This is a genomic window from Parafilimonas sp., assembly GCF_051953455.1.
Lineage (GTDB): Bacteria > Bacteroidota > Bacteroidia > Chitinophagales > Chitinophagaceae > Parafilimonas.
On sequence record NZ_JBQCIT010000008.1, the window covers coordinates 138,050 to 154,144 of the forward strand.

Annotated in this window: 9 protein-coding genes and 1 tRNA gene; 8 read left to right on the top strand and 2 right to left on the bottom strand. The window is 41.2% G+C overall.

Annotated features, from left to right (window positions below; all coding sequences use genetic code 11):
• The first annotated feature begins 3 nt into the window (after positions 1-3).
• The 5 genes from ACTHN6_RS02705 to ACTHN6_RS02725 all read left to right on the top strand — a co-directional run bounded on the left by ACTHN6_RS02705 (position 4) and on the right by ACTHN6_RS02725 (position 8,741).
• Positions 4-1,482, top strand: coding sequence for a BatA domain-containing protein (locus tag ACTHN6_RS02705; protein WP_440434172.1), 1,479 nt, complete (start codon positions 4-6; stop codon positions 1,480-1,482).
• Positions 1,479-3,614, top strand: a complete 2,136-nt coding sequence (locus ACTHN6_RS02710; RefSeq protein ID WP_440434173.1) for a hypothetical protein — start codon at positions 1,479-1,481, stop codon at positions 3,612-3,614. Before ACTHN6_RS02705 ends, ACTHN6_RS02710 begins: the two co-directional genes overlap by 4 nt.
• Positions 3,611-5,359: a hypothetical protein gene (locus tag ACTHN6_RS02715; protein WP_440434174.1), complete on the top strand. Its 1,749-nt coding sequence runs from the start codon at positions 3,611-3,613 to the stop codon at positions 5,357-5,359. The genes ACTHN6_RS02710 and ACTHN6_RS02715 overlap by 4 nt, the downstream gene beginning before the upstream one ends.
• Before the next feature lie 264 nt (positions 5,360-5,623).
• Positions 5,624-7,258 (top strand): TldD/PmbA family protein, encoded by a 1,635-nt coding sequence (locus tag ACTHN6_RS02720; protein WP_440434175.1) that lies wholly within the window; start codon positions 5,624-5,626, stop codon positions 7,256-7,258.
• A gap of 148 nt (positions 7,259-7,406) precedes the next feature.
• A complete protein-coding gene (locus ACTHN6_RS02725; protein ID WP_440434176.1) occupies positions 7,407-8,741 on the top strand; it encodes a TldD/PmbA family protein in 1,335 nt (444 codons plus the stop codon).
• Between the two features lie 179 nt (positions 8,742-8,920).
• On the opposite strand, the gene ACTHN6_RS02730 is transcribed toward ACTHN6_RS02725, so the two are convergent.
• Both ACTHN6_RS02730 and ACTHN6_RS02735 read right to left on the bottom strand, forming a co-directional pair.
• Positions 8,921-9,472, bottom strand: coding sequence for a hypothetical protein (locus tag ACTHN6_RS02730; protein WP_440434177.1), 552 nt, complete (start codon positions 9,470-9,472; stop codon positions 8,921-8,923).
• Between the two features lie 123 nt (positions 9,473-9,595).
• Positions 9,596-9,669 (bottom strand) — tRNA-Ile (locus ACTHN6_RS02735).
• 84 nt (positions 9,670-9,753) lie between these two features.
• Between ACTHN6_RS02735 and ACTHN6_RS02740 the strand changes: the two genes are divergently transcribed.
• The 3 genes from ACTHN6_RS02740 to ACTHN6_RS02750 all read left to right on the top strand — a co-directional run bounded on the left by ACTHN6_RS02740 (position 9,754) and on the right by ACTHN6_RS02750 (position 16,003).
• Entirely contained in the window at positions 9,754-10,371 is a 618-nt protein-coding gene (locus ACTHN6_RS02740) for an HAD family hydrolase (RefSeq protein WP_440434178.1), read from the top strand.
• Positions 10,372-10,921: 550 nt separating this feature from the next.
• Positions 10,922-14,035 (top strand): SusC/RagA family TonB-linked outer membrane protein, encoded by a 3,114-nt coding sequence (locus tag ACTHN6_RS02745; RefSeq protein ID WP_440434179.1) that lies wholly within the window; start codon positions 10,922-10,924, stop codon positions 14,033-14,035.
• Between the two features lie 12 nt (positions 14,036-14,047).
• The gene (locus ACTHN6_RS02750; protein ID WP_440434180.1) at positions 14,048-16,003 is read left to right on the top strand and encodes a RagB/SusD family nutrient uptake outer membrane protein; all 1,956 of its coding nucleotides are present in this window, start codon (positions 14,048-14,050) and stop codon (positions 16,001-16,003) included.
• Positions 16,004-16,095 lie beyond the last annotated feature (92 nt).

Below are 16,095 nucleotides of genomic sequence, written 5' to 3' on the forward strand. Positions count from 1 at the left end.
TTGTTGAATTTTTTACAACCGATATGGCTTTACGCAAGCGGCGGAATCATTATTCCCATTGCTATTCACTTCTGGAATATCAAAGAAGGCAGGGCTTTTCCTGTTGGCAGTATTGCGCTTCTTGAAAAAAGTACAAAGAAATATACAAGAACACTTCGCATTAACGAGTGGCTGCTTTTGGTACTTCGTTGCTTATTGATCATCCTGCTTGCAATGTTATTGGCTAAGCCTGTAAAGCAGCAAAGTTTTAATAACAGGCAGGGATGGATTTTAATAGACAAACAAAATACAGGCGATGTTTATAATCATTTTAAAACTACCATTGATTCGTTGTTGAACAAAGGTTTTGAATTGCATCAGTTTGATGATGATTTTGAACGAACCAGTTTAAGGGATGCGCTTAATTCAAAAGATACTGCTGTCCGTGACATATTTTATTGGAAGCTGATAAAAAAAGCCGATAATATGTTACCTGCATCTTTTCCTGTTTATGCGTTTACTTCAAACAGGTTGAAGGATTTTAAAGGTGAAAGGCCGCAGGTAAATATTAACGTAAAATGGTTTGCCTATACTGCAGATACCGCAACGAAGCAATTAGTGAAAGCGTGGTTGGGAAATGACAGGGATATTCATGTAATGCTGAGCAACAGCAGCGCTTCGGGCAATATATTTAGCTATAACGATGTGCCACCGGATAAAATAGAAAATGATGAATATTTTGTATCATCAAACAATGGACAATCGTTAATTGCTTATAACAACCAGCCGCCAGTTGTTGTTGATACAGCGGCGTTGCACATTAGTATTTATCCGGGTGAATATAAACAGGATGCAAACTATATTAAAGCTGCGCTTGATGCGATAAAAGGATTCACAAAACAAAATATAGAAATTACAATATTGAATAGCATCGCCAATCTTCCCCAAAAAACAAACTGGATGTTCTGGCTGAGCGATGAGGCAATTCCCGATAATATAAATGCCGAAAATATCTTCAGGTATGTGAAGGGAAAAGAGGTTGATGAATCTTCAGTTATCAGTGGAGGGTATGAAATGGAGAAGCCAATTGCCATTGATAAAATGATTATGGTTGATTCTTTAAAAAGTAAACCAGCCAGGCAAATATGGAAAGATGGTTTCGGCAATCCTTTGCTAACGAATGAAGCGAATAATAATATCAATGTATATAATTTCTATTCGCGCTTCAATCCACAATGGAATGATCTTGTTTGGAGCGATGCCTTTCCCTCCATGTTGTTGCATTTATTGGCTGAGGATCAAATTGCGGCCATAAATAAATTATATCCTGATAAAAGAGAAATGGATGAAAAGCAAATACAACCTGCATTTCAGGCAGATGCAAGTAAGAAGATTATTCCAGCTAAAGAAGATGTCTCAAATGTTTTTTGGTGGATTATATTCCTGCTTTTTTGCACAGAAAGAACTATTTCATTCAGAACAAAAACAGGTGCTGCTGCATGAGGGAAGTGTCCGTCATATCATTCCTGCAAAAAAAATGGAAAGCGCTTAACCTTTTATCGCTTGCATTAATAGCACTTGCCCTCGCTGTAATATTTGTTACTTGTTTGCACCAGTTCTTTCAGTATTCATTTATTTGGATAATACCAGCATGGTTTGCTGTATTTATACTGATGATGGCTGTGTTGCGGTCATGGCGTATAAAACAGCGTGATGTTATTATTTATTTAAACAGGCATATTCCGCAATTTGAAGAAAGCAGCGGGCTTTTATTAAAACCTGCCGCATCGCTTAACCTGCTTGAACAAATGCAGCTAAACAAATTGAAAAGTAATATAGTGTATACGGCAACGGCGCATCCCGTAAACAGGAAATTAAAAGCAGCAACGATAGTTTTATTGTTATCGCTTATTACTTCCATCCTTATTTATTTATTACTTACACCTTCATCATTTCAATCACAGGAAAATAATTTGCAAAGAACTGCTTTGTCTCAGCCACAAAAAGTTTTGCCTGCCATTGGTTCTTTCACCATAAAAATAAAATCACCGGCTTACACCAATATACAATTGCAAACACAGCACGATTTTAATATAACCGCAGCAGAAGGAGCAGTTATATCATGGCAGTTGGAAACAAATAAACCGGTGCAGCACATCAGCTTAAAATTTAGCGATACAACACTATTGCAACTGCGTCCTCTTAATAGCGGGCATACCATTTGGTCCGGTGAAAAATCAGTACAACAACAGGGCTTTTACCAGGTTCAGCTTGACAGCAGTTTGTCAGACCTGTATAAGCTGGAAATGATAAAAGACCAGCCGCTGTCCATTACAGTTCAATCGCCAAAACCTTCTACTGTTATTGACTTTGGCGAACCGCAACGTACATCAGTTTCATTAACCGCAACAGATGATTATGGCATTAATGATGTATCTATCATGGCAACGGTTGCAAGCGGTAGCGGCGAGGCAGTGAAGTTTAGTGAGCATGCGATAAAATTTGCGAACAGCTTTTCAGATCATAACAAAAACTATTCATTAAAGAAAACGATAGACTTACCATCGCTTGGTATGAAACCCGGCGATGAATTGTATTTATATATTCAGGCCATTGATAACAATAAGCAGCAAACGCAATCTGATACATATATTATTTCCATTGCCGACACGGCAGAACTTATGAGTTTTGATGGCGTGATTAACGGTATTAATCTTAAGCCTGAATATTTCAGAAGCCAGCGGCAGATTATAATTGAAACCGAACAATTACTGAAAGATAAACCCGCACTTATGCCGGATGCGTTTAACAGCAAAAGCAATGACCTGGGCATTGATCAAAAGTTGCTGCGTTTGCGTTATGGAAAATTCCTGGGGGAGGAGTTTGAAGCAAATATTGGTGAACATGACGATCATGATGAACACCAGGAATTAACAGATAATAGCAACGACTTTGGCAATGCAGAGGCTGTTATCGACCAGTTTGCCCATAAACATGATATTGCAGAAGATGCTACTTTCTTTGACGCCGAAACAAAAAAGCAATTGAAAGCAGTATTAACGGAGATGTGGAATGCAGAACTTCAGTTGCGTACTTTCAAACCGGCAAAAGCACTGCCATTTGAATATAAAGCCCTCCGGTTATTGAAAGACCTGCAGCAGCAATCCCGCGTGTATGTGGCCAAAACAAATATTAAAACCCCGCCTTTAAAATCAGAAACAAGATTAACCGGCGAACTGGATAAGGTCATTTCTCCATCAACACAAAATAATACACAACAAAAAGGTATGCATATAACCGATGCGCAAAAAGCTTTAAGCATTCTTGAACATTTAAAAACCAATAATACTGTAAACAATGATGAGCTGGCTTTACTGTTTTCCGCCAGCCGGATAATGCAGCAACAGGCTGCCGCTGCACCGGGAAAATATTTGCAGGCATTGCAATCGTATCAAAGCATACTCAATCAAATTCAACAGCAACAACATATCAGTTTAAAAGATATAAATGCTGCACAACATGGCTTGCAGCAAATGCTTGCACAGCCTTCCCCCAAACCATCACCGGCTGCAACACTTAATGGCAATAGTCTTTCGCAGCAATATTTTCTCAACCTTAACAAAGACAGGCCATGACAGCTTTTGAATATAGCATCATTATCGCCTGCTTGTTGCTTGCAGTTTTTCTTGTTTTTAAAGAAATAAGTAGGTCAAATAAAGCGTATTTGGTTTGGCGGATTGTGGCTTCTGTATTGGCTGCTGTAAGTCTTATTTTTCTTGCCATTCCTGTTCATTATAATGCAACAAAAAATATTGACGGTAATGAAGCTGTTTTATTGACGCATGGCTATATTAAAGACAGCGTTGATTTTTTTTTAAAGCAGAATAAAAATGCAGTTGTTTATACAAAAGATCAATATGAACAACAGGCTGATGCCATTTCAAAGCTGCATGTATTTGGTTACGGGCTTTCAGAAGATGAATGGCAAACAATGCCGGCTTCCAATATTGTTTTTCATCCTTCGGTTATTGACAACGGCATAACCGCAATTGATTATAACAAACAGGTTAATAGTGGTGATCAACTTATTATACAAGGAAGATATAATAACGCTGCCGGCAAGCCGGTGAAGTTAACCTTAAGCAGTTTTGGCGCCGCATTTGATTCGGTTATTATCGGGCAAAATCAATCTCAAACATTTGAATTAAAAACGATACCAAAATTTATCGGCAGGGCGGTATATGAAATTGTGGCAACCAATAATAAAGACACGCTTGAGCATGAACAGTTGCCGTTTGAAGTTATATCGCCACGGCCATTAAAGGTATTATTGCTCGCTGCATACCCTGATTTTGAAAATAAGTTTTTGCAGAACTGGCTGTCTGAAAATAATTATGTTGCGGCAGCAAGAACAACCATCAGTAAAAGCAAGTACAATTATTCTTTTCTTGATACTGCTCAATTCTCTTTAGCACAAATAACGCCTCGTATATTGCAGCAATTCGATGTATTGATTGCAGATGGTGCAGCGCTTTCATCATTAAGCAGGCAGGAGCTGTTTAATATAAACAACCAGGTAAATGATAAAGGCCTGGGGCTCATCATTAAAACAGACAGCACAGAAAAGCCTGCATTATTTTATAGGAATAACTGCTCGGTTGTGTCTTCTTCCAATCATAATAAACAAACACTTTTGATGCAATTGACAGGTAATGATACCATAAGTTCATTGCCGGTTGAAAATGCCGCTTTTATTAAAATAAATGATGGTGCACGTGCTTTAATAACTGATGCTAAACGGAATATATTGGCCTGCCGCAGCGTGTTTGGTAACGGCAACATCGTTTTTTCCGCGTTTAAAAATAGTTATTACTGGATGTTGTCCGGTGATAAAAAAAGTTATCAGTTATTGTGGTCATCATTAATTGCCAATGCAGCAAGGAAGCAAAGTGTAAGCAGGCAGTGGCATATATCTCCTGCATTTCCGGCAGTTGATAAACCCGCAGCATTAACGGTTGAAACCGTACGTCAACAATCATTGCAGGCATCAATCAATAATACCTTTGTTGCTTTTGCTGCGCAGCCCTATTTGCCTTTTGAATGGAAAGGAATGTATTGGCCCAAAACAAAAGGATGGCAGGCTGTTGTATCAGGAGGCGATACATCCTGGTTCTATGTGTTTGACAAAAGTGCCTGGAAGAATATTACCGCATTGCAAAATATGGAGGATACATACACGTATGCAGCATTGAGTAAAGCATCATCGCATAAAGAAGTATTGAATGGTCAGTTGAATAAAAAGATTATCCCTGCATTTTATTTTTTTGTTGTATTTATGTGCTGTTGTATCTTACTCTGGATTGAGAAAAAATTGTCGTGAGTTATTCTTTACTTTTCCCATCATGGAAAAGTGATAAAAAGATCAGGCCCCGGATAATATGTAACACATCCGTTCAGGCGCCTTGATCTTTTGGTCAACTGCGCTATTATCGACAAACATATTAAAGCTGATTGAATTAATGCATCAACTTAAATATTCATGCACCTGCTGTATGAATTAAATAATCAAATTATGCACTTGGGCACCCTTCTCCACGCAGTGGTGAAGGGCTGGGATGAGGGTTAACCATAAATCAATATCATCTTGAAACGAAAAGACTTCTTACAATTATCAGGGCTAAGTATGGGCGCTTTAATGATGCCCGGCTTTATGCGCGGCAATCCTATCGAACCGCTGCAGGCCATTAATGATGGCATTGACGCGGCTACAAAAAAGCAATTGGCAGATGTTGCTTTAACAGCTGCTAAATCCAGTGGCGCATCCTATGCCGATGTGCGCATTGGCCGCTACTTAAACCAGTTTATTATTACACGCGAAAACAGGGTGCAGAATATTGCCAACACAGAATCGTATGGCGTAGGTATTCGTGTAATTGCCAATGGAAGCTGGGGCTTTGCCTGCTCAGACAGTGTAACAAAAGAGAATATTGCAAAAGTGGCGCAACGTGCAGTGACGGTTGCAAAAGCCAATGCAAAGATTATCACTGCCCCGGTGCAGCTTGCACCGCAACAGGGTTATGGTGAAGTGAGCTGGAAAACGCCTATTGAAAAAAATGCGTTTGAAGTGCCGGTAAAAGATAAGGTTGACCTGCTGCTGAATGTAAATTCCATTGCTATGCAGAACGGGGCCAACTTTATTAACTCGGCTATCCTCGCCGTGAATGAACAAAAATATTTTGCCTCAACCGATGGCTCTTACATTGACCAGGATGTGCATCGCCTTTATCCCTTTTTCAACGTAACGAAAATTGATAAGGCATCCGGCAAATTTGAAACAAGGCGTTCCTTCAGTTCCCCGGTTGGTATGGGTTATGAATATTTAATGCCAACGCCCGACAGCAAAGTAACAGGCGTTGTTACGCGGTATAAAAACCGTTATGATATCCTGGAAGATGTAAAGAATGCCACGGCTGATGTACAGCAAAAACTACAGGCCAAATCAGTTGAACCTGGTAAATATGATCTTGTGCTTGATCCTTCACACCTCTGGTTAACCATTCATGAATCGGTAGCGCATCCCACAGAGCTCGACCGTGTACTGGGTTATGAAGCCAATTATGCCGGCACCAGTTTTCTTACATTGGATAAATGGAAATCGGGCAATTTCCAGTTCGGCAGCAAGCATGTAAATATTGTGGCCGATAAATTACAGCCTGGCTCGCTTGGCGCCGTGGGATATGATGATGAAGGTGTGAAATGCGGCGAATGGGATTTAATTAAAAATGGCATTCTCGTAAACTACCAGGCCATTCGCGACCAGGCGCATATACTTGGATTAAAAGCATCACAAGGCTGCTGCTATGCGCAAAGCTGGGCCGATGTACAGTTTCAGCGCATGCCGAATGTTTCGCTTAAGCCTAATGCTGATACATTAAGTGTTGATGATATTATTAAAGATGTAAAGAAAGGTATTTATATTATTGGTGATGGTTCTTTCTCCATCGACCAGCAGCGGTATAACTTCCAGTTTGGCGGCCAGACTTTTTATGAAATACAGGATGGAAAAATTACGGGTATGCTGAAAGATGTTGCCTACCAGGCCAACACGCAGGAGTTCTGGAATTCATGCGTTGCCGTTGCAGATAAAAGCGATTACAGGCTTGGCGGCGCTTTCAACGATGGAAAGGGCCAGCCTTCACAGTCAAATGCTGTATCGCACGGCAGTTCCACCTCAAGGTTCAACGGTATTAATGTTATCAATACAGCGAGAAAGATATAGCGGGAATTGAAGTTGATTAGTTGATAAGTTGAAATGTAAGAAATGGAATCAGGAATTCAACAAACAAAATTTATGTATACCCCCGCACGAAATGAATTTTTAATAACGTTCAACTCCCCTTCAGGGGCCGGGGGCAAAACATTTTAATATGGCAATACTTACACAAGACGAGGCAAAAACAATATTGCAAAAAGTAATTGGTTTTTCCAAGGCAGACGAATGCTCTGCAGGTTTAGGCGGCAGTGAAGGCGGTAATATTCGCTATGCATTGAACGCCGTTTCAACAGCAGGCGATGAAAGCACACTGAGCCTTGCTGTAACATCCACTTTTGGTAAAAAGTCGGGCACTGCATCTATTAATGAATTTGATGATGCTTCACTTGAAAAAGTAGTGCGCCGCGCAGAAGAACTGGCGCAGTTTGCACCCGATAATCCTGAATATATGCCCTTACTCGGCCCGCAAACTTTTAAAGAAAGCATTGAATATATTCCTTCAACAGCAGCGATAACACCCGGTAAACGTGCGGAAGCGGTGGCCAAAAGCATTGAAGTTTCAAAAGCAGCCAACCTGCAGGCAGCGGGTTATATTGAAAACAGCACTGCTTTTGGTGCCGTTATGAATTCAAAAGGTTTGTTTGCTTATGATAAATCAACCGATGTTGACTTTAGCGTTACGCTGCGCAACCCCGAAGGCACAGGCTCCGGTTATGCAGCAAGGGGATTTAATGATGTGGATAAGCTCGATACTTATACAGCCACAAAAATCGCTGCTGCTAAAGCTAATGGTTCCGTGGGCGCCAAAGCGATTGAACCTGGAAAATACACGGTTATTTTAGAACCGCTGGCAGCCGCTTACCTGCTTGAACGTTTATTCTTTGCATTAGATGCCCGCAGCGCTGATGAAGGCCGCAGTTGCATGACCAAACCCGGCGGTGGCAACCGCATTGGCGAAAAGCTTTTGGACGAACGTGTAACAATTTACTCGGACCCGTTTAATACAGAGCTGCCCGGCTCAACCTGGAACCGGGAAGGCCAGTCCCTGGAAAAAACAACCTGGGTAGAAAATGGTGTTGTAAAGAATTTAATGTATTCGCGCTATTGGGCAGAACAAAAAGGCGTTAAGCCCGTGCCCATGGGGCCAAACTTCATTATAGCCGGCGGCGATGCTTCTATTGAAGACCTTATCAAAAGCACAGAGAAAGGTGTGCTGGTAACGCGGTTCTGGTATATCCGTTCTGTTGACCCCCAAACTTTATTGCATACAGGTCTTACCCGCGACGGGACTTTTTATATTGAGAATGGTGAAATAAAATATCCCATTAAGAATTTCAGGTTTAACGAAAGCCCTATCATTATGCTGAATAATCTGGAAGCATTGGGCAGGGCTGAAAGAACCATTAGTGTAGAATCATTCCGCAGTTATTTAATGCCGCCGATGAAGATAAGAGACTTTACTTTTTCTTCTTTGAGCGATGCGGTATAAATATTTTATTTAATGAAGAGGTTTTTAAAATCCCGTACGGCGGGATTTTTTTATGCATCAATTATAAAGCATGTAAGCGTGGTAAAGATGCCGGTATTTATAATTTGAAAACCGGGCAACTGTTTATGAACACATTAAATGCAATTTTCAAAACAAATCAACCCAAACTGATTTTTTCATTAATCTGCCCTAACCACAATATTGCAGGACAACTTTAAAGTTTTGGTGGTTGCCTGTCGCAAACTGCCATAAATTGTATAAGTAATATTTGTTCCTTTTAAATATCCGGTAATATCAGGGCTGTTGGAGATGGATGCACGATAGCTATCGGTGGCCGATGACGGAATATCTATGTTTACAATATTGGTTGGTTGCGGTTTTGCATCAGATGAAATAGCGATCCGAAATGATTTAAAGGCCGAAACATTGTTTAATTCATCTGCGTTTGTTGCTTTTATAGTTGTTTCTTTTACTTTAATGGAAGCAATGCTGTTAATACCAAAAACGCCGCCGGTTTCAGAGCGCACAATGCTGTCTGTATTAACGTACGTATCAAAACTTCCCAGTGCAATTTCGTTGGAGGAATCTGCAAACGGTGTTGGCGGCACCGATATTTTCAATGTTTCCAGCGCAATATCTTTACCGGGAAAAACGGCTTGAATTAATTTCTTGCATGATATGCAGATTGTCAGAACCAGGATCATGCCTACAAACAGGGGTGGCTTTTTCATCAATATCCATTTAGAAGATTAATTCAACAAAGATGCCAACACGCCTGTAGTTATAAATTTGTTTTGAGTGCGTCTTAAAAACAAGAAAGCGCTACGGTTTTTGTAGCGCTTTCATTTTCATAGTGGGCCCACCTGGGCTTGAACCAGGGACCCCCTGATTATGAGTCAGGTGCTCTAACCAGCTGAGCTATAGGCCCGGGGCATTGCTGCCAAAAGGAGCGCAAAAATAATCAAATCATTTAAACTGCAAAGTTCATTTTCCAGGCTATATTTTTGCCACCATGCAAAAACCGGAAAATATCATTTTCGACCTGGGGGGCGTAATCCTCAATATCGATTTTAAGCAAACAGCGCTCGCCTTTGCTGAATTGGGCATTGGCAATTTTAACGAATATTATACGCTCCAGTCTGTAAGCCCATTATTTGAAAAACTTGAAATTGGTGCTATTTCACCGGATGATTTTTATGGAGAGTTCCGCAGCCTTGCCAAACAGCCTTCGCTAACAAATGAACAAATAAGAGATGCCTGGAATGCTTTGCTGCTCGACTTCCCGCCCGAACGCATTAACTGGTTAAAAAAAATAAAAGAGCACTATAATATTTATCTCCTCTCCAATACTAACCAGATTCATTATGAAGCGTTTACCAAAGCCTATCGCAACCAGGTGGAAGACAAAAATTTTGATGAGCTTTTTATAACGGCGTATTACTCGCATAACCTTGGCTTGCGCAAACCTTCGAAAGAAATTTTTGAAACGGTGATTGCAAAAGAAAACCTTACTGCTGCAGAAACTGTTTTTATTGATGATTCCCTCGCAAATGTTGAAGCTGCAATATCTGCAGGACTGCAAGGCATTCATTTGCCTTCACCTAAAACGGTGCTTGAACTTGGGTTGTGAAGTAATAAAGCATAAATAGGGTATAACCTTGTAAACAGGCTGTTTTAATGCAAGCGGGTTTATATAACACGCTAAACTGATAATGATACAGCAAGCATATCATTTAAAAAATCATCTTCAAATGCGCTGCTTTTAAGAAAAGTAAGCGTTGTTCAGTATCTCGTATTTCTCAAGAAAAAGAATTTTTTTTTGTAATCGGTTGCATTTTTTAAGAAACTTCTTTTACTTTAGCGGATAATTGTCTTAGTGACAATTTATTTACTGAAAAGGAGAAGCAAGGGAATATGCCAATGATTGTTTGCCAATTAATTATAATTTATAAATGAGATTGTTTGTTTGGAGATTCCCCATTTTATTTGAAGTTTAGGAATGCAGGCAGGAATTTTTACGAAAGGTATAGTATTATAAAACCAGATTACTTTAATATTTCGGTTGCACTTTTTCAACCAATATTATTCTGATGGATGCGCCTGAATTTCAATAAATCATTGCTTGTACCTCTGTTTATTAAATTATTCGATTTGCTTATAAATTCTAAAACCAAACATCTATGCAAGCTTTAATTATTCCGCAAAAAATGGTAAGCGCCCATTGCAAACTGCGGATGAAGATGTTTCTGACAATTGCTATGTTAGCCATCTTCAGTTTTTTCTTTCTGACTGTTCAGGCCCAAAACACCCAGGTGAAGGGTCGTGTAGTTAATGAAACAGGCCAGCCGGTATCTAATGCTTCGGTAATGGTTAAAGGTAAAACAACCGGCACCGCTGCGGATGAAAACGGCAATTTTCAGTTAAACGTTCCCGGTAATGCAACCCTTGTGGTGTCTTCAGTTGGATATCTTGACCAGGAAATACCCGTAAATAACCAAACTGATATTACAATTACGCTTTCTTCCGGTACAACCAATATGCAGGAAGTGGTAGTAATTGGTTATGGTACGCAAAGAAAAGAAGCTGTTACCGGTTCTGTTGCTTCTATCGGCGGCGATAAGATGCGGGAAATACCTGCAGCTAACGTTTCGCAGGCTTTACAGGGCCGTTTGGCCGGCGTGCAAATGTCGCAAACTTCAACAAGGCCGGGCGCAACCATGCAAATACGCATTCGTGGCACACGCTCCCTTACTGCAGATAACAACCCGCTGATAGTGCTGGATGGAATTCCCTTCCCTGGTTCTATAGGAGATTTAAACCCCGACGATATCAAGAGTATTGATGTATTGAAAGATGCATCGGCTACCGCTATTTATGGTTCCCGCGGCGCCAATGGTGTTATTTTAATTACAACCAATAAAGGGCAGAGAGGAGGAAAGGCAAGGGTTGCTTATAATGCTTATTATGGCGATCAAACTTTGTTTGCAAGATACCCTATGATGAATGGGCCTGAATTTGTGGCGCTACGTAAAGCTGCCGGCATATACACAAACGGCGCTGATGAAAAAGATGATGTTAATACAGATTGGCAGGACTTATTTTACAGAACCGGAACCGTAAACAGCCATGATGTAAGCGTTTCCGGCGGTAGTGAAACCGGAAGCTATAATGTTGGCTTTGGATATTATCAAAATCAGAGTCTTATTCCTACGCAGCAATACACCCGGTATTCATTGCGCACTTCAATCGATCAGCAGATAGGAAAATATTTCCGGGTTGGATTTACTACCAATAATAATTATAACATCAGCGAAGGCAACCAGTTAGGCACGTTCGGTACATTGTCCGCATCGCCTATAGCAGATCCATATAATGCTGATGGGTCTTTAAAAAGGGTCGTGCACCAATCGTTGGGCGATGGGTTTGTATTAACAAAAGGTGTGGTTGATAGTTTAAGCGATAATGGATTATGGATAAATGAAACAAGAAATTTTGCAACCTACAACTCTGTATATGGAGAAGTGAAAATTCCCTGGGTTGATGGTTTAAAATACAGGGTAAATCTTGGTTTGGACTTTATTCAGGGTAATAATGGAAATTATACAGGGGAAGGTGTAAATAATTCTAACCCGGCAACTGAATCAACTGCTGGTATCAGCAATTCGCAAACGTATCACTGGACGATTGAAAATATTCTCTCTTACGATAAAACTTTCGCCCAAAAACATAATGTAAGTATTACGGCTTTATATTCTGCAGAGCAACAGAAATATAATTCCTCTTCTATGTCGGCAAAAGATATTCAAAGCCAGGAATTCCAATTTTATAACCTTGGCCGCGCTGATGGTGAAATTACGGTTGACCCCAATGGCCAGAGTTATAATTTATGGGGCCTGATGTCGTGGATGGGCCGTGTGATGTATGCTTATGATAACCGTTATATGATTTCTGCAACCTTGCGTTCAGATGCCTCATCAAGGCTGGCAAAAGGCCACCAGTGGCACACTTATCCTGCCGTATCTGTGGGCTGGAATGTGGCCAATGAATCATTCATGAGTAATGTAACCTGGTTAAATGCATTGAAACTGCGCGCTGGTTATGGCCAAACTTCTAACCAGTCAATTGCACCTTATGCAACTCTTGGTTCATTAAGCACAAGGCCTTATAATTTTGGTGATGATACTTACGCGACAGGATATTACGTGAACAGGCTACCTGGTCCAAGCCTTGGCTGGGAATACTCTGAGACCTGGAATTACGGTATTGATTTTTCACTTTTCAAAAACCGTTTGTCTGGTACCATTGAGTATTATACTACAAATACAAAAGATCTTATATTGGATGTTCGTTTACCTAACACTGCCGGAGTTCCTGTTTATGCAGCAAATGTAGGGCGCACCCAAAATAAGGGTATTGAATTCTCCATTAATGGTACCATACTCGATGGTGGCCGCGATGGCTTAACCTGGGATGCCGGTTTCAACATTTATGCTAACCGTAATAAACTGGTGGCGCTTGCTTCCGGTGGCACCAGGGATGAAGGTAACGGTTGGTTTGTGGGCCATAATATCAATGCAATTTTTGATTATAAGAAATTGGGTTTATGGCAGGAAAAAGACCCTTACCTCAATGTACTGGAGCCCGGTGGTGCTGTTGGTATGATTAAAGTATTGTACACAGGCGATTATAATGAAGATGGCACGCCGGCAAGGGCAATTGGCGCCGATGACAGGCAGGTGATGGATGTTGACCCTAAATTTTTGGGCGGCTTTAATACAAGGCTGGCTTATAAAGGGTTTGATTTAAATATCGTGGGCATTTACCAGCACGGTGGAATTCTTTTAAGCTCCCTGTACGGGTCAGGCGGTTATCTTAACAATTTAACTTCAAGGAACAATAACGTAAAAGTTGATTACTGGACACCTGAAAATACAGATGCCAAATATCCAAACCCCGCGGGGCCTTTAAGCGGCGATAACCCGAAATACGGAAGTACACTTGGTTATTTCGATGCTTCATTCCTGAAGATCCGCACGATATCGCTTGGCTATGATTTCAGCAGGAGCGTGATTAAAAGTAGAGACTTAAAATTGAGGGCATATTTCACCGTTCAAAACCCGTTTGTAATGTTCTCTCCATATTATAAAGAATCTGGTATGGACCCGGAAACAAACTCTTACGGCAACGAAAATGCGGCAGTTCCGCTTTCTTATAATATGAGGCGCATACTTACGATTGGTACCAATACGCCATCAACACGCAATTACATTCTCGGTGTTAACCTGTCATTTTAAAATCATTACAACATGAAACGTACACATATAAAATCTATCATAGGATCAGCGCTGACATCCGCCATATTGCTTTCATCAGGATGTTCTAAAATCCTGGACGAACAGCCACGCAGTTCTTTTACGCCTGATTATTTTTCTACAGAAAAAGGTGTTCAGGGAGGTATTACCTCTTTATATGCGCACCTTAGAAATATCTATGGCCAGGCTTATTATTATAATGCCTGCTTAACCGGTACAGATGAAGTGACCTATGCGCAAAGTGCCGATGGTAATTTTAAAGATATGGATATGTCTGGCGTGGGCCAGGTTACTTCCACAAGCTTTCCCACCAGCATTCCCTGGGGAGAATCTTTTTCCGACATTAATACGGCAAGCGGTATTATAGAAAACGCTTCAGCCGTTGGCCTTTCCGATGCATTAATTGCAGAAGCCAGGTTTTTCAGGGCTTTCGACTATTTCCTGCTTGTGCAAACCTATGGTGGCGTGCCTTTGGATTTGGGTGCCGGTGAGCTTACATTCAATACCAACCCGGTAAGGTTTTCTGTCCGCAACACAGTGCCGGAAGTATATACAAAAGCCATCTTTCCTGATTTACTGCAGGCTGTAAATGATCTGCCTGATGTGGGCCGCGTAACAGGCGGCGTAACAAAAACTGCAGCGCGGCTTTATCTTTCCAAAGCCTACCTTACTTATGCCTGGTGGCTGGAAAATCCAAACAATATTCCTACTTATCCTGAAACTGCAAGAACAGATCCCGATGGCCATGATGCACACTGGTATTTTCAGCAGGCTTACGATGTGGCAACAGCAGGTATTCAAAATCCGGGGCCTTTCAGTTTGCAGCCAACGTATTACGATTTGAACCTGGGGTCAAACGACCGTAACAGTGAGATCGTTTTATACGCCGATCACACAGAAACAAGCGAACAATATAATGGTGGCAGCCTTACTTATGGCAGCGGCGGCGCTCCTGATAATTTTGCTGTATGGATGCTTACCTGGAACTATACACTTATTCATAGCGGTACAGATGCATCCTGGAGCAATACTGCCAGCTCTGTTGTGCGCGCAGCCACACAGGATTTAGGCCGTCCATGGACACGTATGGCGCCAACCATTGGTGTAATAGAAAATACGTTTGCCGACAAAACGAATGATTCCCGTTACGATGGCACTTTTGTTACTTCTTACCGTGCCAACTGGAATTTAGCCGGCGATGCCACACCTGTTTATTATAATGCCAATAATCTTCCTGTTTCACCTGGTGATGCCATCATCACCTTCCTGGATGGTGAACCCTCCACACCAATTAATTATGATGACTGGGCCACTAAAAACAATGTTGGTGCGGGTGCGTTGCCTGGCAGGTCAGATTTTGTTATTTCTCCTGAGGGCATAAGCAGGTTAAGATATCCGGGCCTGTGGAAATTGGGAACATATCGTACGGATAATAATGGCGGCGTTGGCCAGCCAAATGCCGGCACTACCCGTCCTTTTAATATTGCCAAATTCTCTGAATTATATTTTATAGCTGCTGAAGCTGCTGTAAAAGGCGCCGCAACAACAGCCGGCAAAAGTGCAAGGGATTTGATAAATATTATTCGTGCCCGTGCCGGCAAATGGAAATTTGACAATGGGGAAAATGAAGCAAAGGTGGAAGATCACAGCGCTGAAATGGTAGCCGCTACACCCGCCACAATTGATATAAACTTTATTCTTGCAGAACGTTCCCGTGAGTATTATGGTGAAGGATACCGCTGGTACGACCTGGTGCGCACTCAAAAATGGACGGAACTTTCTTCTACTTACCGGATAGGTGGGGTTAATATCAGTGATCATACACCGCAAACTGTAACACGCACTATTGAACCATATCATTACCTGCGCCCGATTCCGCAGGGGCAGCTTGATGCCATGGAAATGACGGATGCAGAAAAAGATTCTTACCAAAATCCAGGGTATGAATAAGGCTCTTTTAGCAATCGAGATACAGAAAAAAGGAGGGGTGTTTTTACACTCTTCCCCTTTTTTTTAAAAACACCTGCAAACGGCAAACCTGG